20 protein-coding genes and 1 riboswitch are annotated in these 20,007 nt (G+C 44.6%); of the genes, 11 read left to right on the plus strand and 9 right to left on the minus strand.

Going from position 1 to position 20,007, the window contains the following annotated elements; genetic code table 11:
• The first annotated feature begins 25 nt into the window (after nt 1-25).
• The 10 genes from IPP67_04940 (at nt 26) to IPP67_04985 (ending at nt 9,161) form a co-directional block, all read left to right on the plus strand.
• A complete protein-coding gene (locus IPP67_04940) occupies nt 26-580 on the plus strand; it encodes a hypothetical protein (protein ID MBL0338517.1) in 555 nt (184 codons plus the stop codon).
• Between the two features lie 135 nt (nt 581-715).
• Nucleotides 716-1,219 (plus strand): hypothetical protein, encoded by a 504-nt coding sequence (locus IPP67_04945; protein ID MBL0338518.1) that lies wholly within the window; start codon nt 716-718, stop codon nt 1,217-1,219.
• Nucleotides 1,220-1,273: 54 nt separating this feature from the next.
• Nucleotides 1,274-1,945 (plus strand): OmpA family protein, encoded by a 672-nt coding sequence (locus tag IPP67_04950; protein ID MBL0338519.1) that lies wholly within the window; start codon nt 1,274-1,276, stop codon nt 1,943-1,945.
• A 141-nt stretch (nt 1,946-2,086) separates the two neighbouring features.
• Nucleotides 2,087-2,173, plus strand: a riboswitch (glycine riboswitch).
• A gap of 156 nt (nt 2,174-2,329) precedes the next feature.
• Nucleotides 2,330-3,448: a glycine cleavage system aminomethyltransferase GcvT gene (gene gcvT / locus IPP67_04955; GenBank protein ID MBL0338520.1), complete on the plus strand. Its 1,119-nt coding sequence runs from the start codon at nt 2,330-2,332 to the stop codon at nt 3,446-3,448.
• Nucleotides 3,449-3,485: 37 nt separating this feature from the next.
• The gene (gene gcvH, locus IPP67_04960; protein ID MBL0338521.1) at nt 3,486-3,866 is read left to right on the plus strand and encodes a glycine cleavage system protein GcvH; all 381 of its coding nucleotides are present in this window, start codon (nt 3,486-3,488) and stop codon (nt 3,864-3,866) included.
• On the plus strand, nt 3,866-5,215 hold the full coding sequence (gcvPA, locus tag IPP67_04965) for an aminomethyl-transferring glycine dehydrogenase subunit GcvPA (GenBank protein ID MBL0338522.1): 1,350 nt from the start codon (nt 3,866-3,868) through the stop codon (nt 5,213-5,215). The genes gcvH and gcvPA overlap by 1 nt, the downstream gene beginning before the upstream one ends.
• Nucleotides 5,208-6,737: an aminomethyl-transferring glycine dehydrogenase subunit GcvPB gene (gene gcvPB, locus IPP67_04970; GenBank protein ID MBL0338523.1), complete on the plus strand. Its 1,530-nt coding sequence runs from the start codon at nt 5,208-5,210 to the stop codon at nt 6,735-6,737. Before gcvPA ends, gcvPB begins: the two co-directional genes overlap by 8 nt.
• Nucleotides 6,738-6,849: 112 nt before the next feature.
• Nucleotides 6,850-7,563 (plus strand): hypothetical protein, encoded by a 714-nt coding sequence (locus IPP67_04975; protein MBL0338524.1) that lies wholly within the window; start codon nt 6,850-6,852, stop codon nt 7,561-7,563.
• A 117-nt stretch (nt 7,564-7,680) separates the two neighbouring features.
• Nucleotides 7,681-8,400 (plus strand): hypothetical protein, encoded by a 720-nt coding sequence (locus IPP67_04980; GenBank protein ID MBL0338525.1) that lies wholly within the window; start codon nt 7,681-7,683, stop codon nt 8,398-8,400.
• Between the two features lie 47 nt (nt 8,401-8,447).
• Nucleotides 8,448-9,161, plus strand: coding sequence for a hypothetical protein (locus IPP67_04985; GenBank protein MBL0338526.1), 714 nt, complete (start codon nt 8,448-8,450; stop codon nt 9,159-9,161).
• Nucleotides 9,162-9,233: 72 nt separating this feature from the next.
• Here IPP67_04985 and IPP67_04990 read toward each other — a convergent pair whose 3' ends face one another.
• Entirely contained in the window at nt 9,234-9,716 is a 483-nt protein-coding gene (locus IPP67_04990; GenBank protein ID MBL0338527.1) for a hypothetical protein, read from the minus strand.
• Between the two features lie 210 nt (nt 9,717-9,926).
• Between IPP67_04990 and IPP67_04995 the strand changes: the two genes are divergently transcribed.
• Nucleotides 9,927-10,544, plus strand: a complete 618-nt coding sequence (locus IPP67_04995) for a biotin transporter BioY (GenBank protein MBL0338528.1) — start codon at nt 9,927-9,929, stop codon at nt 10,542-10,544.
• 42 nt (nt 10,545-10,586) lie between these two features.
• Here IPP67_04995 and IPP67_05000 read toward each other — a convergent pair whose 3' ends face one another.
• From IPP67_05000 to IPP67_05035, 8 genes are all read right to left on the minus strand, one after another.
• Complete coding sequence (locus IPP67_05000) at nt 10,587-11,489, minus strand: isocitrate lyase/phosphoenolpyruvate mutase family protein (protein MBL0338529.1); 903 nt, start codon at nt 11,487-11,489, stop codon at nt 10,587-10,589.
• Between the two features lie 12 nt (nt 11,490-11,501).
• Nucleotides 11,502-12,431, minus strand: a complete 930-nt coding sequence (locus IPP67_05005; protein MBL0338530.1) for an amino acid ABC transporter permease — start codon at nt 12,429-12,431, stop codon at nt 11,502-11,504.
• Nucleotides 12,432-12,528: 97 nt separating this feature from the next.
• Nucleotides 12,529-15,237, minus strand: coding sequence for a type I DNA topoisomerase (gene topA / locus IPP67_05010; GenBank protein MBL0338531.1), 2,709 nt, complete (start codon nt 15,235-15,237; stop codon nt 12,529-12,531).
• Between the two features lie 33 nt (nt 15,238-15,270).
• The gene (gene dprA, locus IPP67_05015; GenBank protein MBL0338532.1) at nt 15,271-16,422 is read right to left on the minus strand and encodes a DNA-protecting protein DprA; all 1,152 of its coding nucleotides are present in this window, start codon (nt 16,420-16,422) and stop codon (nt 15,271-15,273) included.
• Between the two features lie 10 nt (nt 16,423-16,432).
• The gene (plsY, locus tag IPP67_05020; protein MBL0338533.1) at nt 16,433-17,029 is read right to left on the minus strand and encodes a glycerol-3-phosphate 1-O-acyltransferase PlsY; all 597 of its coding nucleotides are present in this window, start codon (nt 17,027-17,029) and stop codon (nt 16,433-16,435) included.
• A 13-nt stretch (nt 17,030-17,042) separates the two neighbouring features.
• Nucleotides 17,043-18,344, minus strand: coding sequence for a dihydroorotase (gene pyrC / locus IPP67_05025; protein MBL0338534.1), 1,302 nt, complete (start codon nt 18,342-18,344; stop codon nt 17,043-17,045).
• Between the two features lie 31 nt (nt 18,345-18,375).
• Entirely contained in the window at nt 18,376-19,320 is a 945-nt protein-coding gene (locus IPP67_05030; protein MBL0338535.1) for an aspartate carbamoyltransferase catalytic subunit, read from the minus strand.
• 96 nt (nt 19,321-19,416) lie between these two features.
• Nucleotides 19,417-19,977, minus strand: coding sequence for a translation initiation factor IF-3 (locus tag IPP67_05035; GenBank protein ID MBL0338536.1), 561 nt, complete (start codon nt 19,975-19,977; stop codon nt 19,417-19,419).
• Nucleotides 19,978-20,007: the final 30 nt, after the last annotated feature.

Raw genomic sequence — 20,007 nt, forward strand, 5'->3', positions numbered from 1 at the left:
TATTTTCTTTTAGGGCGAGATACATATGCAAGACAATAGGGCGTCCATTTTTTCCAAAACAGGTTTAGGATTTTTTCTTTCAACGGTGATGATAGCAGGGTTAGTCGGTTGTTCTTCTCCCAAAACTAAAGTTGAGGAGGATCTATGCCCACAAATACGGGTACCTGTGGAAACGTCCTCTATCACCCGCTATGCGGGAAATATCCAAAACTTATCTGACATTACCTATGTTGCCAAAATTGTGCCAACCGCGATTACATGTTCAAAAAAAGGCAATGAGGTCACCGCCAATATTACGTTGCGAATTGCGGTGGAAGAAGGCAAAGTCAACAAAAACAACCCCGTTGAATTCCAATATTTTGTGGCCATCGTTGATCCGCAAGAACAAATTTTATCCAAACAAGCGGTGGTGGCCAGGGTAACATTTGCAAAAGGTAAGCCTTTCATGGGCATTGAAGATCTGTTAGAACAGAAATTGGTGATCACCAGCACCTATGCACCCAGTGATTACTATGTGGTCATTGGTTTGATGTTGAACGAGGCCGAATTACAGCGCTTAAACTTGCAGTCAGATCAATAACGCTGGGAATAGGCAGGTTTTAAAAAGTATTAGGGTATTTCTTAAAAAAATGTTACTCTCTTGCCGCAAGCTCAAATGAATTAATCATAAATTATTTTGAATGAACGACAAGCAAGTATGAAAAAGGATATGAAGATGTTAAAGACACCCCTTGTTTTATTAGTCAGTAGTTTTGTAGGTCTGGGTTGGACCTTAAGTGCCGTGGCGCAAATGCCAACGACTCCACCAACACCTACCACTCAACCGGCGGTGGCGGAACCGGCCATACATGAGTATGAAAAAATCCCAGGTATTATGGTTAAAATCACCGAATTAAAACGTACAGCATCTGATACGGTTACCTTGCGTTGGTCTTACATTAACACAACAGATACAGCCATTGATTTAGATCCGCGTGCTAATTATGAATTAGCACAGGAAGTTACATTACTCGATCTTCCCGGGAAAAAACAATATCGTGTATTACAAGCAGGTGGATATCCCCTTGGTCGCAAACACGGGTATGAAGTGATTGTACCGGCGGGCAAAGAATATACAATGTGGGTGCGGTTTCCGGCCCCCCCTGCCACGGTGACCAAGATTGATGTATATATAGAAGGTGTTAGCGAGCCTTTTGAAGGTGTTCCAATCACGAAATAGCTAAAGGCTGCTTTGATATTTTATATAACCACGCGTGTTTGGGGGGATTAGCCAGTGAAACGCTTGCTATTTATAGGCCTGCTGTTGGCGGGGTTTCTAGGGTCAAATTTGGCGTGGGCGCAAACGGTGGATGACACCGGCGAAGATCCAACTTTAGTCGCCATACCAAAGGGCGCAGAGCGGCGTATTTCAGATATCGTTGAGAGTATAAGTTCGGTCACGACTAGCATTACTGAGATTGCTGGCAGCAGTAGTGATGTTGCCAATTCTGCCTCGGATTTAGCGAATGACATCAACAAATTAGAGCAGGGTAATAGCGGCATTAAAATCACGGAAACCGATACCGAACTAAAAATCCAAGTATTGGGGGATATCTTGTTTGATTTTAATAAGGCAACCTTGCGGGCTTCCGCTCAGGAAACTTTAGAAAAGCTTGCGGAATTTCTTAATCACCGGAATGTCACGACCATTCGTGTGGAGGGTCATACCGATTCGATTGGCACGGATAGTTATAACCAAAAATTATCGGAACAGCGGGCGGAAACCGTTCAAGATTGGTTGACGGATAATCTTGAAAATGAGGCGGAAATTACAACCATAGGGCAGGGTGCACGCCAGCCGGTTGCACCCAATAAATTGCCAAATGGTAAAGACAACCCAGATGGGCGCCAACAAAATCGGCGTGTGGAAATTTTTATTCCTAAAAAAATAACTGGACAACCTTAGTTTTGGTTGATGAAGCAGGCTGAATAAAAAAACATCGTTTTATTCAGCCTTAGCTTTTTTGCACTTTTTGCCTGTTTCCCCCTGTTTTTCCCACAGGGGCTTGACGGCTGGTGAAAATTCCTTCAATCCTAAGACAGATAAAAAAGCCTAGCGGAAGAGATCATGTGTCATGACGCCGAAGGAGCAACCGCCCCGGAAACTTTCAGGCAAAAGGACCGCAGCTTTGAGGAACTCTGGAAAGTAGGGCAGCACCCTCACCGACGAGGTAACCCGGATCAGGCATTGATGGCTCCGGCGAATCTTTCAGGTTTCCCGACAGAGGGGGCAATTGGCAGCAGATAGGCTGTCTCTTGTTGCCTGAAAAATATGGGAAAGATGGATCACATGACCTTACCTTCTGATTTGCAAAAAACCGCCCTTTATGCCTTACATGTCGAACTTGGCGCTAAAATGGTGCCGTTCGCCGGATATTCTATGCCGGTACAATATCCAACTGGCATTATGGCTGAACATCAGCATACCCGTGATAAAGTGGGATTATTTGATGTATCGCACATGGGTCAAATCCAATTGCTGGGGAAGCCGGTTCAAGAATTAGCGAAATTGCTAGAGACATTAGTGCCCAGCGATATTCAAATATTAAAACCCCAGCGCCAGCGTTATACCGTTCTGACTAATGCACAGGGCGGCATTGAAGATGATTTGATTGTTGCCCATGGGGGTGACCATCTGCATTTAGTAGTCAATGCCTCAAATAAAAAAGCTGATTATGAATTACTTGAGAAATATTTGGGCAAACATTGCCAAGTAAAATTACTGGAAAATGTTTCTTTACTCGCCTTGCAAGGGCCATTATCGGCAAAAATTCTGCAACGGTTAGGGGCTGATTTGACAACGTTGCCTTTTATGGGATACCGATCGGTCAGTTTGGCTTCCATTCCCTGCATGATTTCGCGGTCAGGATATACGGGTGAAGATGGGTTCGAAATTTCAGTGGCTGATAAAAATGTGTTATCTTTAGCCGAACTTATCTTAAGGTTTCCCGAGGTTAACCCCATTGGGTTAGGGGCCCGTGATACCTTGCGCTTAGAAGCAGGGCTGTGTTTACATGGCCAAGATATTTCCAAAACGACCACGCCCATTGAGGCCGGATTAGAATGGGTGGTTTCAAAAGCCCGGCGTTTGCAGGGTGGATTCGTGGGTGAAGCGGTTATTCTCAAACAATTAGCTATGGTACCTGCAAAAAAATTGGTTGGCTTGTCTTTGGAGGGCAGGTTGCCTGCGCGTCATGGTAATCCTATAATAGATAAGGAAGGAAAGATTGTTGGGGAAGTGACCAGTGGGACTTTCTCGCCAACCCTCAATAAACCGATTGCCCTTGGATATGTGGAGGCAAAATACAGCGAACCATCCACCCCTTTATGGACGAAAGTGCGCGAGCAAAAAATTCCAGCCATAATCACGGCTTTACCGTTTGTTCCCCATCGGTATTATCGCCTTTAATTTACATCCCTTAATAACTGTCAGAAAGGATTTCATTATGTCGAAAACAACTTATTTTACCTCTGAACATGAGTGGATCGTCGTTGAAAAAGACATCGGCATTGTGGGTATTAGCGATTATGCCCAAAAGCAATTGGGCGATGTTGTGTTTGTGGAATTGCCAGCTGTAGGTAAAAAAGTTATCAAAGGCAAAGACATGGCGGTTGTGGAGTCTGTGAAAGCCGCTAGTGAAGTCTATGCCCCAGTCAGCGGCGAAGTTCTTGCGGTTAACCAAGACTTGGTTAACCAGCCCGCCACCGTGAATGAGGATGCAACCGGTAAGGGTTGGTTTGTTAGGCTGCGCCTATCTAACCCTAAAGAACTAGTTGGCCTGATGGATTTAAAAACATATCAAAATTTTGTTAAAGGGCTTTCCTAATGCGGTATTTACCTATTTCAGATGCTGACCGCCAGCGCATGCTGGCAAAGATTGGTGTTGCTTCGGTGGATGATTTATTCAACCACATCCCTGCCGCTGTCCGGCTGAAAAAACCTCTGGATCTTCCTCACCATCAAGGGGAAATGGAAGTAGAGCGGCATATGACAGCGTTGGCGGCCAAAAATATCGGGGCCACGAAAGCATCAATGTTTTTGGGTGCGGGCGCTTACAACCATCATATTCCGGCAGCCGTCGACCATTTGATCCAACGCGGGGAATTTTTAACTTCCTATACCCCGTATCAGCCGGAATTGGCACAAGGGACATTGCAGTATTTATTTGAATTTCAAACCCAAGTGGCCATGATAACGGGAATGGAGGTGGCCAATGCCTCCATGTATGATGGGTCAACGGCGGCCGCTGAAGCTGTGATGATGGCCAACCGGATTACCAAACGGCAAGAGGTTATCGTATCTTCCCTGGTTCATCCCCATTATTTGGCGGTTATTGAAACGCATGCCCGTTTTGGCGGATTTAAAGTGGCTTCTGAACCCATGGTGATTGGTCGGGAAGAAAAATTAACCAAAATGATTCATGACCAGATTTCTTGCGTTGTTGTGCAAACGCCGGATTTTTTTGGCAATTTACATGATTTTACCGAACTTGCTAAAGCTTGCCAGGCAAAAGGCGCGCTGCTGATTGTGATTGTGACCGAAATCATTTCTTTGGGATTACTGAAATCCCCTGGCGAAATGGGTGCTGACATTGTGGTAGCAGAAGGCCAATCATTGGGGAATGCCTTATCTTTTGGCGGTCCTTATGTTGGGTTGTTTGCCACCCGCGAGAAATATATCCGGCAGATGCCCGGGCGATTAGCAGGGCAAACAACGGATGCGGATGGAAAACGCGGATGGGTGTTAACCCTATCAACCAGGGAACAGCATATCCGTCGGGAAAAGGCCACCAGCAATATCTGTACCAATTCTGGTTTGTGTGCGTTGGCCTTTACCATTCATTTATCCTTACTGGGAGAAGTTGGGTTCCGAAGGTTGGCCGAAACCAATCATGCTCGGGCCAGTTTGCTGGCAAGTGAAATTGGCAAGATCAGGGGTGTGAGCATTATTAATAAAACATTCTTTAACGAATTTACCGTTGTCTTGCCCAAATCAGCAAAAATAACCGTGGATCGTTTGGCAAGCCATGGAATTATGGGAGGGATCCCTATGACCCGTTTTTATGGCCGGCAATTAGAACTTAGCCGCGTGTTGTTGATATGCGCTACCGAAATGAACACCGAAAATGAAATTGAGTCATTTGCAAAAGTATTAAGGAAAGTTTTAAATGACTAACATAACGAAAAAAACATCCCCAACCATTAGTGGCAACCAGGGGTTGAAGTTAGAAGAGCAGCTGATCTTCGAACAGGATAATCCGGGCATCAGTGGCGTGGATTTTCCGGCCGTTGATTTATCAAAGAATCATTTAGGTAATTTATTAAGCCATCGCCGGATAGGATTGCCGGGTCTATCAGAACCCCAAATTATGAGGCATTATACTCGTTTAAGCCAAAAGAATTACGCCATCGATGCGGGGATTTTCCCTTTGGGATCTTGTACCATGAAGCATAATCCCCGTTTAAATGAGAAAATGGCGCGGCTACCAGGGTTAGGGGATATTCATCCATTTCAGCCATTTGAGACAATCCAGGGCGCCTTAACTGTCATCTATCAATTAGCGGATTGGTTGCGCCAGTTAACGGGAATGGCTGCTGTCGCCATGCCGCCAGCTGCAGGGGCGCATGGTGAATTATGTGGTATGATGGCTATTCGGGCGGCGCTTGACCATCGCCAGGAGAAACGCCTGCGGGTGCTGGTGCCTGAATCAGCCCATGGAACCAATCCGGCCACGGCGGCGGCTTGCGGTTTTCAGGTTGATCCCATCCCTGCCAACCCCCAAGGAACGATAGATCTTGCAGCATTCCGGGCTAAATTAGGGCGCGATGTGGCGGCGATTATGATTACCAATCCCAATACCTGCGGGTTATTTGAAACGGAGATCGTGCAAATTGCCAAAGATATCCATAAAATTGGCGGCTATTTATATTGTGACGGGGCAAATTTTAATGCAATCGTCGGCCGCGTCCGTCCAGGAGATCTAGGGATTGATTGTATGCATATTAATTTGCATAAAACATTTTCAACCCCACATGGCGGTGGCGGACCCGGCAGCGGGCCGGTGGTGCTTGCCCAATCACTGGCATCTTTTGCCCCCGTTCCCTACATTGAATTGCGGGCGGGCCAATATCAGTTGGTAGAAAATGCAAAAGGCACAAATTCCTTGGGGCGTTTGAAAGCATTTCATGGACAAATGGGTATGTTTATTCGTGCTTTAACCTATATTTTAAGCCATGGGGCGGACGGTTTGTGGCAGGTGTCCGGGGATGCAGTATTAAATGCCAATTATATCCGCGCTTGTCTGGAAAAAACCCTGTCCCCCGCTTTTTCCGGCACCTGTATGCATGAAGCGTTATTCAGCGATAATTTCTTGGCAGACACGGGGGTTACTACCCTGGATTTTGCTAAAGCCTTAATTGATGAAGGCTTCCATCCGATGACGGTATATTTCCCGTTGGTTGTTCATGGCGCGATGCTGGTGGAACCGACGGAAACGGAAAGTTTGGCAAGTCTTGATCAATTTATTGCCAGTATGGAAGGGTTGGCGCAAATAGCTAAAAAACAAGAATCACTAGATTCTTTTAAAAATGCCCCCATCTTTACCCCACGCCGCAGGTTGGATGAAACAACAGCTGCACGTAACCCTATTTTGAAATGGTCAGACCAGCAAAAAACGGCAAAAAATGACGCTACTTAAAAGAGATTTAGCTGATAAGCTTGATTGACTTAGGGGAACAACTCATATACCTTGGCTGCGAAAAATATTTTTATAAAATTGGTATGATAGTTATTATAGTAAGGAGGACATTTTGTTCAAGTTCACAAAGGTTGTGGCGGCGTTTTCCCAGAAAACTGCTTTAATGATCGGATTGGTTTTTGTTTCTGCTGGTGCTTATGCACAACAACCTATCGATATCTCAAGAGAGCTTGATAAGCTTCCTGCTTTTAAATTACTAGTAGATAAGCATCCGGAAATTCGTCCGCAATTAACGGCTGATATTAGCTTGGCTGTAAAAGGCGGGGCAGAGGGGGCTGCAGCGCAATTACGGTTGAATGCCCTGATCCAAGATTATTTTGGTAAGTACGCCGCCCAAGCAAGCAATGAAAGTGTCATTGGGTTTGTAGACCAGTTTGTAGCCATTTTGGATGATGTTAAAGTTAAAAATCCCGGCGTTTGCAGGGAATTTATTGGCGGACAAGGGGGTGTGGCCCCTAGTAGCATTGATCATGCCATCACGAATAAAATGTTAGATGCTATGGCAAAGGTCATCGAAACGGGTATTAGAACGCCTCAAACAAAACCGACCTTAGAATGGGCTCAGCCGCGCTTGATGAAAGCAATGCAGGTAATTTTTGATAAAAAAGATCCAAATTTTACAGCTGATTTTTTTAACCCGAATACGGCTCCGTATCAAATTTGCCATTCCGTTGCCTTGATTTACCGGACGATTAAAGAGACTCTGCCCCAAGAAGAGGTAGGACCTGTTTTCCGTGCTATGTTCGGTTCCCTCAGCAATATGTAAGATGTAGGTAAAAATACCATTTTGCTGCTATCAAATAGGCCCTGGATTTCAGGGCCTAATTTTTTTAACGAGAGCTTGTTGCTTAATTAAAGGTGTTTAAAGAAGGAACATCATTATATGGTTGACATAAAAACTAATAAAAAGAAAAGATCATGGCTTTTCATTTTTGCCATAGCATTTGCCATAGCAATTGCAAAGGCTTCAATTTCATATTTTTCTCCAAGCACAAAAAGCAGTGTTGAAGCAGAAATTAATAGGTTTCCAGTGGTAAAACTGCTACTCGGGCAGCACCCTGAGCTTCGTGAACAATTCATTCTGGATGCAATTACTATTGATAATCATGACCCGGATTATAATGCTGCTATATTACGTCAAGGCCAATTAATTCAAACCTATTTTGGTCAATATATTACTCAGGCCAGTGATGAAAGCATCATAAGCTTTGTTGAACAACGCTTATCTATTATAGAAGAAATCAGGAAAAATAGCCCGGAATCCTGCCCTGATTTTATTAATGGGCGGTTACCAAAAATAGGAAATATCGTTAGTATTTCCAGTATAAAAAAAATGTTGGATATTATGGGAAGGATTGTTGAAACGGCCATTAAAAATCCTCAGCCAAAAACTGACCCTGAATGGGCAGAAGCGCGCTTGCAACAAGTATGGGATGCCATTGATGCAAAAAATGATCCAAATTTTACTTTTGAATTGGATGATCCGAGTATAAAGCCTGAGAATATATGCCATTCCGAGACACTCATCTATAAAACTATTCAAGAAACATTACCCGCTAATGAGGTCGGCGCTGTTTTCAGATATATGCTGACGCCGGAATAGATTATTTCGTTTTCTGTAATTCAACCATTAGAAAAATGGATTAAACTTTGACTATCACCAAACCCAAGCAGAAAAAAAGAACTTGGCTATTAATATTGGGTGCAATATTTGCAACCAGTTTTATCTTATTTTTTTATTTTCCAACAAATACCAAAGATAATGTGGAAGCCGAGATTGATAAATTTCCGGTGGTAAAATTATTGCTGGGACAGCATCCGGAGATTCGTGAACAATTCGTTCAGGATTTACGTATTATTAAGAATAAAGGGCCGGATTTAGAGGCGGCTGAAACCCGTATCAACCAATTAATGCAAACCTATGTTGATCAATATGTAGCTCAAGCCAGCGATGAAAGCGTGATTGAGTTTGCTAACCAATTCTTGCTGATCGTGGATGAGATAAAAGCGCAACATCTAGAATCTTGTCCGGCCTTGATTAATCGCCAAGGAAATAGAGCCATTCGTATTGTTCGTATGTTCAATCGGAAAATAATGGTAGATACCATGGGTAAAGTTATTGAGACATCCATCAAAAATCCTCAACCAAAGCCAGATCCTGTATGGGCGCGAGAACGTCTACGCTATGTGATGGATACCATTTATGCTACAAATGATCCGAATTTCACTCTTAATTTTTCTGATCCGACTATGCCCCCGGATAAAGTTTGTTATTCCATCACGCTTATCTTTAAAACGATCCAAGAAACATTACCTGCCGCTGAGGTTGGGCCTGTTTTAAGGCATTTCTTAGCACCGCAATAAGATATCAAACGGTATATCAGCGGATAAAGTATTAAGTATTTGAATTAGCATCAAGAAGTTGGCGGTGGTTTTTTATTTGCTCAACCCATTTTCCATCAAATACGTTATCATCTCCAAAGGCAAGCAAGGTACTTTTTGTTGTTGTAAAACTGTTTGCAATTGTCCGCGGATCAAGGATTGGTGATTCCAAAAATGCGCTAAAAGCAATTGGTTGGGAAAATGAAAAGATCGGCCATCTTGTAGGGTAAAGGCAGATTCATCATCAAGCCAGGATGCTGATTGATTACAGAGGAAATCGATCCAAAAAACGTCCATATTCTTAAGGGATTCAGCCACTTCCTCAAATTGCTTGTGAAAAATGTGAGTAAGACTGGGAGGTATATTGCCAGTTCCGGTCAGGCGGAATTGCCATAATTGGTTGGCAGCGATCAGATGATTTAAAGTTCCATGGATAGAATGGTAAGGAAGGTCACAATTTTGGTGATATAAAGATGCAGGAACGGATTGAATAGCCTGAAATAAGCGGTTATTAGCCCATTGCCCATAAAGGGCCATTTCTAGGTTGATGGGTTGTAAGGTTATTTGCCAGCCCTCCTAATAAAAAACATTGTCTGCATCAAGATAATATAAATTCAGAATAATTCAACCATACCAACCCTTGTCAACCTGCCGAATTTTCTGTAGGCTGCGCTTCAGCTGATTGGTTACATAAAAAATTTTATTAAAACGCGATCAATTTATATTTGTTCAAGGAGATCAACTCGCATGACCGCTGTACAACTTCCCATGTCAACTTTATCGCAAACCTTATGGCCAGCTACCCCATCTTTATCCTTTGTACGCCAGGCTATTTTGGCTATTACCGGTTCTTTATTATTATGGGTTTCTGCAAAAATCCAAGTGCCTTTATGGCCTGTGCCAATGACTATGCAAACTTATGTGATATTGACCTTAGCCGCTTTTATGGGGAGACGTTTGGCCGTTGCCACCATCCTTTTATATGTGCTTGAGGGATTGGCGGGATTGCCCGTGTTTGCGTCTGGGGCAGGGCCCGCCTATTTAATGGGGCCAACAGGTGGATATCTGGTTGGTTTCTTGCTTGCCGCTTATGTGGTGGGCTATATGGCCGAACGTGGCTGGGATAGGAAAATCCTTCCTGCTCTGTTGATGATGACGGCAGGACATGTGATTATATTCATTTCTGGCTTAACTTGGCTGATTATTTTAAACCCAAAAGCTTTGGGGCTGGTCGATTCTTTGACTTTTGCTTATCAAGTGGGGTTGCAGCCTTTTTGGTTAGCCACCATCTTGAAAACAACCTTAGCGATGTTAACCATGCCCTTCCTGTGGCAACTAGTTAAATCAAGAAAGATATCTTCGTAGAGGGAGTGTGCAGGCAGGGGGATTTTCCTGCCTGCAATTTTTCTACAGCTTTTTCTTCAACATATTTTCAACCCATTGCTGACGGGCGTGTGCAGGTGCTTGAGTCCCAGGTGCCTCGGTCATGCTATCGACAATATCTTGTGACAGGTCAATCGCATCACCGGTTATAAGGGGAATTTCGTGATTATATAAGGTTTCATAGGTTTCTTGCAATATTTGCACCATATGCAGGAAGGGCGTGTTGATGCAACAAACGGCTGCATAGCCGATTTGTTGAAGGATGCGGAAATTATAAGAAAATGATTCGGGAATACTGGGCATCAGCACAAGGCAAGATAAGGGAATTTGGCTCGCGAATAAACGTAATTCCTCAACCGATTGCGGAGATTGCACCAAAATCATATCAACCCCGGTTTCAGCCAGCAGCTGCAATCGTTCGATTTTTTGCTCCATAGAACCTGTTTGCTGGTTACCGATATGGGTTCCAGCGACTAGCAGGGTTGATTGTTGACGTTTATCCAAAACCCGTTTCACCCGATCGAGCATTTCATATTCGCCCAATATGTGGGAATTCGTAGCATGAGATGGCCAAGGATGTTGATCAAACAACGTACAGCCGCCGACCCCTATATTTTCCATTCTGGAGATAAAGATCTCTAAATCATAGCCTTGCAGTCCAGGATCATCCAAACACAGAAGAGGTCTGTTTGTTTGCAGGCAAAGTTTCTCCATTTCATTGAGGATTGTTCGGGCATGGTTAATCATGCCGATGCCACCTGGGGCTTGCTGCGGCATGATGTGTCGGAAAGATTGATAGGCTAATGCCTTAAAGCCACTTATTTCTGCACATTTTAGGGTGATTTCATCATAAATGGCTGCAAAATGTAGGGGGGAAGATTTTTGTTCGGACAATAGCTGCTGTAAAGTGGGATGGAAAGGGAGCATTCTGTTGGCAACCTAACGTTTGGAGGGTTCGGGTTTAAAGTGCTTTTCCAACCATGTTTGCCCGATTTCCAAAATCATGGAAATAACCCAATAGATTAAGGCGGCGGTAATCAGCATTTCCAAATGCTTAAATTCGGCCCTTCCCTGTGTTCTTGCCAAGAACATCAGTTCCCATATCCCCATAATGGAAACCAAAGAACTATCCTTCAGCATGGATAAGAATTGGTTGCCGATGGGGGGGATAATTAATCGCATCGCTTGAGGTAATATGATTTTGTACAAAGTCTGATGGCGTGATAGGCCCAAGGCAAGGGCAGCTTCGCGCTGGCCGCGGTTAACACCTTCAATCCCCGCCCGGAAAATTTCCGCAAGGTAGGCGCCATATCCCAGGCTAAGGGCAATAATCCCTGCGGCTTCTGCTTTTAAAACGACGCCGATTTGCGGCAGCCCTTGGTAAATCAGGAAGACTTGCAGTAACAAAGGGGTACCACGGAAAAAAGAAATATAAAAAGTGGCCAGGCCCACCCAAAAACCATGCAGGGAAATTTTACCTAACGCCGCCAATAACCCAATGATGCAAGCAATCACGATGGAAACCGCCGATATCCATAGGGTATTGACTAATCCTACCTCCAATAGATAGGGAAGCTTTTTAAAGATAAAATCATATTGCAGGTTAAAATAATCAAAAAATATTGTTAAGACCGCTAGCAATAAGACAAAAGTCAGGAATATTTGCCACTTTTTATGCAAATAGTTAATAAAAAGAACCAGAAATGTCGTAAAAATGCCAGTTGTGATCGCCAATATGATAAAACCTTCATTGGCTGATTGTATCATCATCCAGCGCCCTAAGGCAGAATTTTCTAACAAATTGCCCCAGTAAACGGAATTGCCAGCAATTAAGCCAAGGATCAAAGGCCAGATAAGTTTTTTTTTCATTGCCACTATTTGATAAGAAGGGGTCAATCTTCACCCATAGGATAACAAAGCTATTGCTGTCTAGAAAGAAGAAACTGCAGGTGGTGCTAATCTAAATTTAGGATGGTTTTTTCACTTTCCGGCTTATAGCCGGCATTAGGGATGGCTTGCTTTTTGTGGGATTTCGGGTGCTCGTAGATTTTTTCACAGGACTTTTGGCAGCCTTTTTAAGGCCAGCCGAACGTTTTTTGGCAGCGGGGGAGGCGGGTGTCGCCGGTGCCTGATCAATGATTTCAATGGCTTGCGCTAAACCGATTTCTTGGTCACGGTAAGAAACTGGGATTCGCACATTCTTTATCCCATGTTGCAAATACACCCCGTATCGCCCGGTACGGAGTAAGATTTTTTTGCCGTCCTGAGGGTAAACACCCAGTTCAGATGCGGATTTCTTATTTTGTCCGCCTGTACGCGGTTGGTCTGCAATGAGGCTGACCGCCCTATTAATTCCGATGGTTAAAACATTATCGTCTTTTAAGCGGTGATATTGCTCGCCATGTTTTAAGTAAGGGCCAAACCGGCCAATGCCAACTGTAATAGGTAATTTTGACTCCGGATGGGTTCCCAAAGTTCGTGGCAGTGACAGAATGGACAAAGCCATGGCCAGATCCACTTCCTCCGGGTCAATCCCCTTCGGCAGTCCTGCTCGCTGGGGTTTTTCTGCATCGTGATTATCACGCTGCACATAAACCCCGTAGGGACCTTGTTTGAGGGTGATATCCTTGCCGCTTGCCGGATCCTGGCCGATTAATTTAGGCAGCGATAAACTGCTGCCGGGTGCATCTGGGTTAATGACCCCTAAACTATGGACATAGCGGCAATCGGGATAATTAGAACAACCAATAAAAACATTGCTTTTCCCGAATTTAATATGCAGTTCTCCTTTTTTACAAGAAGGACAAAGCCTTGCGGAAGTAGCGCCGTCACGGCTGATAAATAAACTTTTTCCTAGTTCTTCATCCAGTGCTTTGTTAACAACAGCGCGGTTACCTAATTGTTCATCTAATCTTTTAATAGCCGCCCCGATTGACAGTTCTTGAGGGGTTTTAGCATCCTCGGAATTCAGGCGGGCAAAGTCCGTCCAAAATTTTTGTAGCACTTCTTTCCATTCAATTTTGGCATGGGTGATTTCATCGAGTTCTTGTTCCATGGATGCGGTGAAGTTATAGGCAAAGTAACGCTCAAAAAAGGTAACAAGGAAGCTGTTGACAAGTCGTCCAGTATCGGTCGGATGAAAACGGCGTTTATCCAAATTGACATATTGACGGTCTTGTAACACCTGCAAAATACTAGCGTAGGTGGAAGGGCGACCAATGCCCAATTCTTCCAATTTTTTAACCAAACTGGCTTCACCATAACGCGGAGGGGGTTGGGTGAAGTGTTGATCTGGTTTGATGGAATCCACAGACGCTTTTTCCTGAAGCGTCAGAGGGGGAAGGATGGAGAATTCTTGATCGCTGTCTGATAAATCATCTTGGTCTTCTTGATAAACAGCAAGGAAACCCTTGAATTTTAGAACCGAACCGGTGGCATGGAAAGTGGCTTGATTTTGCGCGTCCACTACGTCAGCGGTCACCTGATCTAAAATCGCTGAAGACATTTGGCTTGCCAAAGTCCGCCGCCAAATAAGATCATATAACTGTTGTTCTTGTTTGGACAAAAAGCGTGCCATACTGGCAGGGCGGCGATGCAAATCGGTGGGTCGAATGGCTTCATGAGCTTCTTGGGCATTCTTTGCTGTTGATTTATATAACCTGGGTTTTTCCGGTAAATAAATATCCCCAAAGTCCCTTGCAATCAGTTGTCGGCAGCTAGCAATACATTCGCCGGATAATTGCACGCTGTCCGTGCGCATATAACTGATCAACCCAACGGTTTCGCCATCAATTTCAACACCTTCATATAATTTTTGGGCCATACGCATTGTTTGGGTAGCACCAAACCCCAGCTTGCGGGAGGCTTCTTGCTGCAAGGTTGAGGTAATAAAAGGAGAGGCGGGGTTACGGCGGACAATCTTGTTATCTATCTGGGTAACACACCAGCCGGATAGTTTCTGTAATTTTTTGACGATGGTATCGGCATCGGTGGTGTTGGTGATGGAAAACTTTTCTAGTTTTTTTTGATCCCATTTCGATAGTTTGGCACGAAATGGTTCGTTATTAGAATTGCGAAAATGGGCAAAAATATCCCAATATTCTTGCGAAACAAACAGTTCAACTTCACTTTCCCGCTCACAAACCAGCCTTAATGCTACAGATTGAACACGGCCCGCCGATTTCGCGCTTGGCAACTTACGCCACAATACGGGTGACAAAGTAAAGCCCACCAGGTAATCCAAGGCACGCCTGGCTAAATAGGCATCAACCAAATTTTGGTCAATCTGACGGGGATTTTTGAGACCCTCTAAGACAGCTTGCTTGGTAATTTCATGGAAAACCACCCGGCTAATCGGCAAGTCCTTGGATAACAAACGCCGGCGTTTTAATTCTTCCCAAATATGCCAAGAAATGGCCTCACCCTCTCGGTCAGGGTCGGTTGCCAAAATTAAGCGGTCAGCTGATTTAAGGGCTTGGCTGATTTGGTGCAACTGAGCTTGTCCACGGCTTTCTACTTCCCAATTCATGGCAAAATTATCTTCTGGTTGAACGCCGCCTTCTTTTGAAGGCAGATCCCTCACATGGCCAAAACTGGCAATAACGATATGATTTGCACCCAGATATTTGTTAATGGTTTTGGCCTTGGCGGGTGATTCAACAACAACGACATCCATTATAAACGATCCTTCACGACAACCAGGCGTTGATCAATTCGTTATCCCTAAACTAACCTTATCTCCTAGATGACGTCGAACCTTCCCGTCCATTTCTAGTTCGGTTAGTATAACCCGTAAATCTGCCAAAGATAATTGGCATTCATTCGCGAGTTCGTCAATGGAAATTGGCGTAATCGCAAGTTTTTGAAGAATAGTACTCTCAATTTCAGCGAATGGGGGGATAAAAGAAGGTGTGTGGGGAGAGGGAGATTTGGCTATTTGAAAGCTGCGGATATTCTTGATAAGGGTATCTGATGGCCGGGCGTTTGTATCAAAATCAGGCAGGGAATGAATGACATCCTCCGCACTTTCTGTTAAAACAGCGCCTTGCCTGATTAAGTTATTGGGGCCATAGCTGCGGCCGTCAAGGGGAGAACCGGGAACGGCAAAGACCTCTCTTCCTTGTTCTAAAGCCATTTTTGCGGTGATCAGCGATCCTGATTTAGCCGTTGCTTCCACAACGATAATTCCCAAACTAAGGCCCGAGATTAAACGGTTGCGTCTTGGAAAAAATCCGGCTTGTGGAATTGTTCCCCACGGTTGTTCACTGACAATCAGACCCTGCTCCTTTATTTGGCGATATAGTTCTTGATGTTGCGGCGGGTAGATATGATCTGCGCCTCCAGCCAGTACAGCAATTGTGCCTGTGGTTAAGGAACCACGGTGTGCAGCTTGATCAATACCCTTGGCCATCCCTGAAACGACTGTCAAACCTGCTTTGCCAAGACCTAAAGCCAATAATTCCGCAATTTTGCAACCGGCGGCAGATGCTTGGCGCGCGCCCACAATCGCCACTTTAGGTAATTGCAATAATGCTTGGTTGCCGAGAATGGTAATAACCGGCGGTGGATCTGCGATAAACCTTAGAAGAGCAGGATATTCCGGCTGATCCAAAAGGATTATTTCGCCGCCATTTTTTTGGGTTTCTTCAATCTCGCGTTGGATATTGCTGACAGATGGTAAGGGATGATTGGCAAAAAGGCGGATCAGCTCAGGCAATCGGCTGGCTTGATAAAGGATTTCTTTGGGACTGCCAAATTTTTTGCATAGCTTTTGGAAAGTGATTGGTCCGATGAAGGGGGTTCGTGCCAAATGGATCCAGTGAAGCCTATCTTCATCAGATGGATAGGATTTATTTTTCATAACAATTGGATCAGGCAGATTTTTTGCCAATTTTTGACTCGCTACCCGCAAATAATCGTTGAATATTGGTGTGATGGCGGATGAATACAAGCACGGTCATCACTGCCACCCATAACGCTGCCTCCATACTTACGAACCACCAACATAGGAAAGGGCAGGCAAAGGCTGTAAGCAGGGAGGCAAGTGACGAGAAGCGGAAAACGAAAGCAATCAAGACCCATAGGGCCAAGGCAATCAATCCAAGCTTCCAATTAATAGCCAACATAATGCCCAAGAAAGTTGCCACCCCTTTACCACCGTGGAATTTTAACCACACCGGGAACAAATGGCCAAGAAAAGCAAAGAAACCTGCTATTAAAGCTAGTTCTAAGCTCCAGTGATAGCCGATGAAAAATGCCAATGCCCCTTTCCCTCCATCCAAGAGTAGGGTAAAGAAGGCCAGCGATTTATGACCTGTCCGCAAAACATTGGTGGCGCCAATATTGCCGGATCCAATCTGGCGGATATCGCCAAGCCCTGCTAAACGAGTGAGCAACAGGCCAAAAGGGATAGAACCCAAAATATAGCCAATCAGGGCCATTCCGATCATTTCACCGTATCCTGACATCCTGACACCTTTTTTAGAAGTTATTATAAATTTGCCGTCCATCGACATAGGTTTGCAGGATCTTACCTTTAACCGGGAAATGATGAAAAGGTGAATTCTTTGCCTGACCATGGAAAGCATGGATGTTGATAGCATAGGCTTTAGCAACATCGAAAACAACCATGTCGGCAGGCCTGCCGATTTGCAGCCGCCCTTGGGGTAATCCTAAAATATCGGCTGGATTGCTGGTTAAACATTTCAGTAAAGCCAGTAAACCCATGCCGTGCTGATGATAAAGCTGTAAACTGAGGGGGAAGAAAGTTTCTAGCCCGGCTGCCCCTGCAGAAGATTGAACAAAAGTGGTTTTTTTAGAATCGTCATCTTGCGGGCTGTGGTCGCTGGTGATGCAGTCAATGATCCCATTTTTAAGGCCTTCAATCACCGCCAACCGGTCCGATTCTTCGCGTAGCGGCGGCGATAATTTGGCTAAGGTTTGGTATCCTTGAATAGCCTGTTCATTTAAACAAAAGTAAGCAGGAGAAGTGCTGCAACTCACGGGTAATTGGTGTTGTTTGGCTTGGCTGATTATTCTAGCGGCAGTTTTGGTGGTGATTGGGAAACTGTGATAAGGGCTTTGGGTTAAAGCAACCAAATGTAAGTCACGCTCAATTTGCATTGTTTCGGCACAAGCAGGGACGGAGGGTAACCCCATTTTGGTGGATAAATAACTGTGGGTGGCAAGCGTACCTTCCGCCAATCGCTGATCTTCAGCATATTGTAAAATAAGGCTTTTAAAAGTTTTGGCGTAAGACAAGGCTTTCCAAAAAACTTTTGGGTTATCCACCGCTTTCAGGCCGTCCGTAAAACCGATTGCCCCCGCTTGTTGTAAATAACCCATTTCACTTAACTGCTGTCCAGCCAAATTTTGGGTCATTGACCCATAACAATATAATTTTGTTTTTTTCTCCTGATTGGCTGCATGCCTAAGGTAACTCACAACCTCCGCATGATCTAAAATGGGCCTAGTATTTGGCAGGCAAACCATTGAGGTGACGCCTCCAGCCGCCGCCGCTTGCAACGTACTGGAAAGGGATTCTGTTAAAGTGGCCCCCGACACACGTATCTGCATTCGCATGTCGATCAAACCAGGGGCAATACAGTGGCCTTGGCAATCCTGAAAGGGAATTTTCTGCCTTTCACAATATTTTATATTGATGTGACTGCCAACTTCCGTAATCAATCCTTGATCTATCAGAATTCCCCCTGTCTGATCTAAACCACTGGAAGGGTCAAGCAGGCGACCGTTAATCAAAGCAAAGGGTACAGAATATGACATCTTGTTAATCCTCAGGGGATATTTACGGGAGCTAAGTAGGTAAGCGTTTCTTTTGCGTTAAAGCGTCCAAACAAGCCATCCTTACGGCTACCCCCATTTCAACTTGTTCTAATATAGCGCTATAGCTAAGACTATCGGCCACTTGCCCGGAAATCTCAACGCCTCTATTGATGGGGCCAGCCTCCATGACCAAAACATCGGGTTTGGCATGTTTTAATTTTTCCATCGTTAGACCAAAAAAATCCATATATTCTTCTAGGGAAGGGACAAAAGCCCCTTGCATCCGTTCTTGTTGCAACCGCAACATGATAATGACGTCTGCGTTCTTAAAACCTTCACGAAGATTGTAGTGAATCTGGATGTTGGATTGGGAAAAATATTGCGGTATTAAAGTTCGTGGTCCGACCAGATGAATCTGCGCTCCTAATTTTCCTAAAAGATGTATGTTGGAGCGGGCAACCCGGCTGTGCAGCACATCGCCGCAAATGGCGATTTTCAAGCCGCTGATATTTTTTTTATGACGCTTAATTGTCAACGCGTCTAAAAAGGCTTGGGTTGGGTGTTCGTGGGTGCCATCACCTGCGTTAATTACGGCGGCAGATGAAATTTGCTTGCTGATGAAATCCACGGAACCTGACTCCGGGTGGCGGACGATCAAAACATCCAATTTCATCGCCTGTAGGGTTAAAACCATATCCCTAATAGATTCACCCTTTTTAAGCGAACTGGTGGCGGTGGCAATATTGATAATGTCGGCTCCTAAGCGCTTGGCCGCCAGTTCAAAAGAGGTACGGGTACGGGTTGATTCTTCAAAAAACAGATTGATGACCGTCAAGCCCTTCAGCAAGGAACGCTGATTTTGGACAAAAGAAGGAAGGGTATAATTTTCAGCCAAGGCTAGAAAAGCCTGAATTTCTAAGGCAGATATTTCTTCAATGGCTAAAAGATGTTGGGGAAATGAAACCGCTGCAGCCATTCAACCACCTTTATTTAATCAACCACCGGTTTGCCAATAACTCTGCACGCTTTTCGTAGGTGACCTAGAGACAGGGCCAAGTAGGGCCAGCATAGCCTATGACTTATTCGGGGCAAGTGCCATCACCATCTGGCGTCCTTCTAACCTTGGGGATTGCTCAATTTTTGCCTTATCGCCTAAATCCGTTCGCATGCGTTCGAGCAACTGCATTCCCAAATCATGGTGCATCATTTCCCGGCCGCGGAAGCGCAAGGTTACTCTGACCTTATCACCTTCATCCAAGAAACGGACAATCGATTTCAATTTCACGTCATAATCGTGGTCATCAATGCCAGGACGGATTTTGATTTCTTTGATTTCAATAACCTTTTGTTTCTTTTTGGCTTCATTCCGGCGTTTTTGTGCCTCATACTTATATTTACCGTAATCTAATATCTTGCATACGGGCGGGCTAGCATTGGGGGAAACCTCAATCAGATCAAGACCTGCTTCCATGGCCTTGGCCAAGGCAACTTTAAGGGGAACAACCCCAACCATCTCCCCTGCGGCATCAATCAACCGGACGGTGCTTGAATTAATCTGCTGGTTAACGCGAGTGGTGTCACGTTCGGTATTGGCGGGATTTGTCGAAGAATTTGTTGTATTAAAATTAACCATTTCACCTCGGTAAAGTTATTAATAAAGATC

It is taken from the genome of Rhodospirillaceae bacterium (genome assembly GCA_016722635.1).
Taxonomy (GTDB): domain Bacteria; phylum Pseudomonadota; class Alphaproteobacteria; order JAEUKQ01; family JAEUKQ01; genus JAEUKQ01.

Bases quoted from the DNA above. Each gene is read 5' to 3' on its own strand.
- IPP67_04940 (MBL0338517.1), top strand. From the start codon at position 26: ATGCAAGACAATAGGGCGTCCATTTTTTCCAAAACAGGTTTAGGATTT.
- IPP67_04945 (MBL0338518.1), top strand. From the start codon at position 716: ATGTTAAAGACACCCCTTGTTTTATTAGTCAGTAGTTTTGTAGGTCTG.
- gcvT (MBL0338520.1), top strand. From the start codon at position 2,330: ATGACCTTACCTTCTGATTTGCAAAAAACCGCCCTTTATGCCTTACAT.
- gcvH (MBL0338521.1), top strand. From the start codon at position 3,486: ATGTCGAAAACAACTTATTTTACCTCTGAACATGAGTGGATCGTCGTT.
- gcvPA (MBL0338522.1), top strand. From the start codon at position 3,866: ATGCGGTATTTACCTATTTCAGATGCTGACCGCCAGCGCATGCTGGCA.
- gcvPB (MBL0338523.1), top strand. From the start codon at position 5,208: ATGACTAACATAACGAAAAAAACATCCCCAACCATTAGTGGCAACCAG.
- IPP67_04980 (MBL0338525.1), top strand. From the start codon at position 7,681: ATGGTTGACATAAAAACTAATAAAAAGAAAAGATCATGGCTTTTCATT.
- IPP67_04990 (MBL0338527.1), bottom strand. From the start codon at position 9,716: ATGGCCCTTTATGGGCAATGGGCTAATAACCGCTTATTTCAGGCTATT.
- IPP67_04995 (MBL0338528.1), top strand. From the start codon at position 9,927: ATGACCGCTGTACAACTTCCCATGTCAACTTTATCGCAAACCTTATGG.
- IPP67_05000 (MBL0338529.1), bottom strand. From the start codon at position 11,489: ATGCTCCCTTTCCATCCCACTTTACAGCAGCTATTGTCCGAACAAAAA.
- IPP67_05005 (MBL0338530.1), bottom strand. From the start codon at position 12,431: ATGAAAAAAAAACTTATCTGGCCTTTGATCCTTGGCTTAATTGCTGGC.
- topA (MBL0338531.1), bottom strand. From the start codon at position 15,237: ATGGATGTCGTTGTTGTTGAATCACCCGCCAAGGCCAAAACCATTAAC.
- dprA (MBL0338532.1), bottom strand. From the start codon at position 16,422: ATGAAAAATAAATCCTATCCATCTGATGAAGATAGGCTTCACTGGATC.
- plsY (MBL0338533.1), bottom strand. From the start codon at position 17,029: ATGTCAGGATACGGTGAAATGATCGGAATGGCCCTGATTGGCTATATT.
- pyrC (MBL0338534.1), bottom strand. From the start codon at position 18,344: ATGTCATATTCTGTACCCTTTGCTTTGATTAACGGTCGCCTGCTTGAC.
- IPP67_05030 (MBL0338535.1), bottom strand. From the start codon at position 19,320: ATGGCTGCAGCGGTTTCATTTCCCCAACATCTTTTAGCCATTGAAGAA.
- IPP67_05035 (MBL0338536.1), bottom strand. From the start codon at position 19,977: ATGGTTAATTTTAATACAACAAATTCTTCGACAAATCCCGCCAATACC.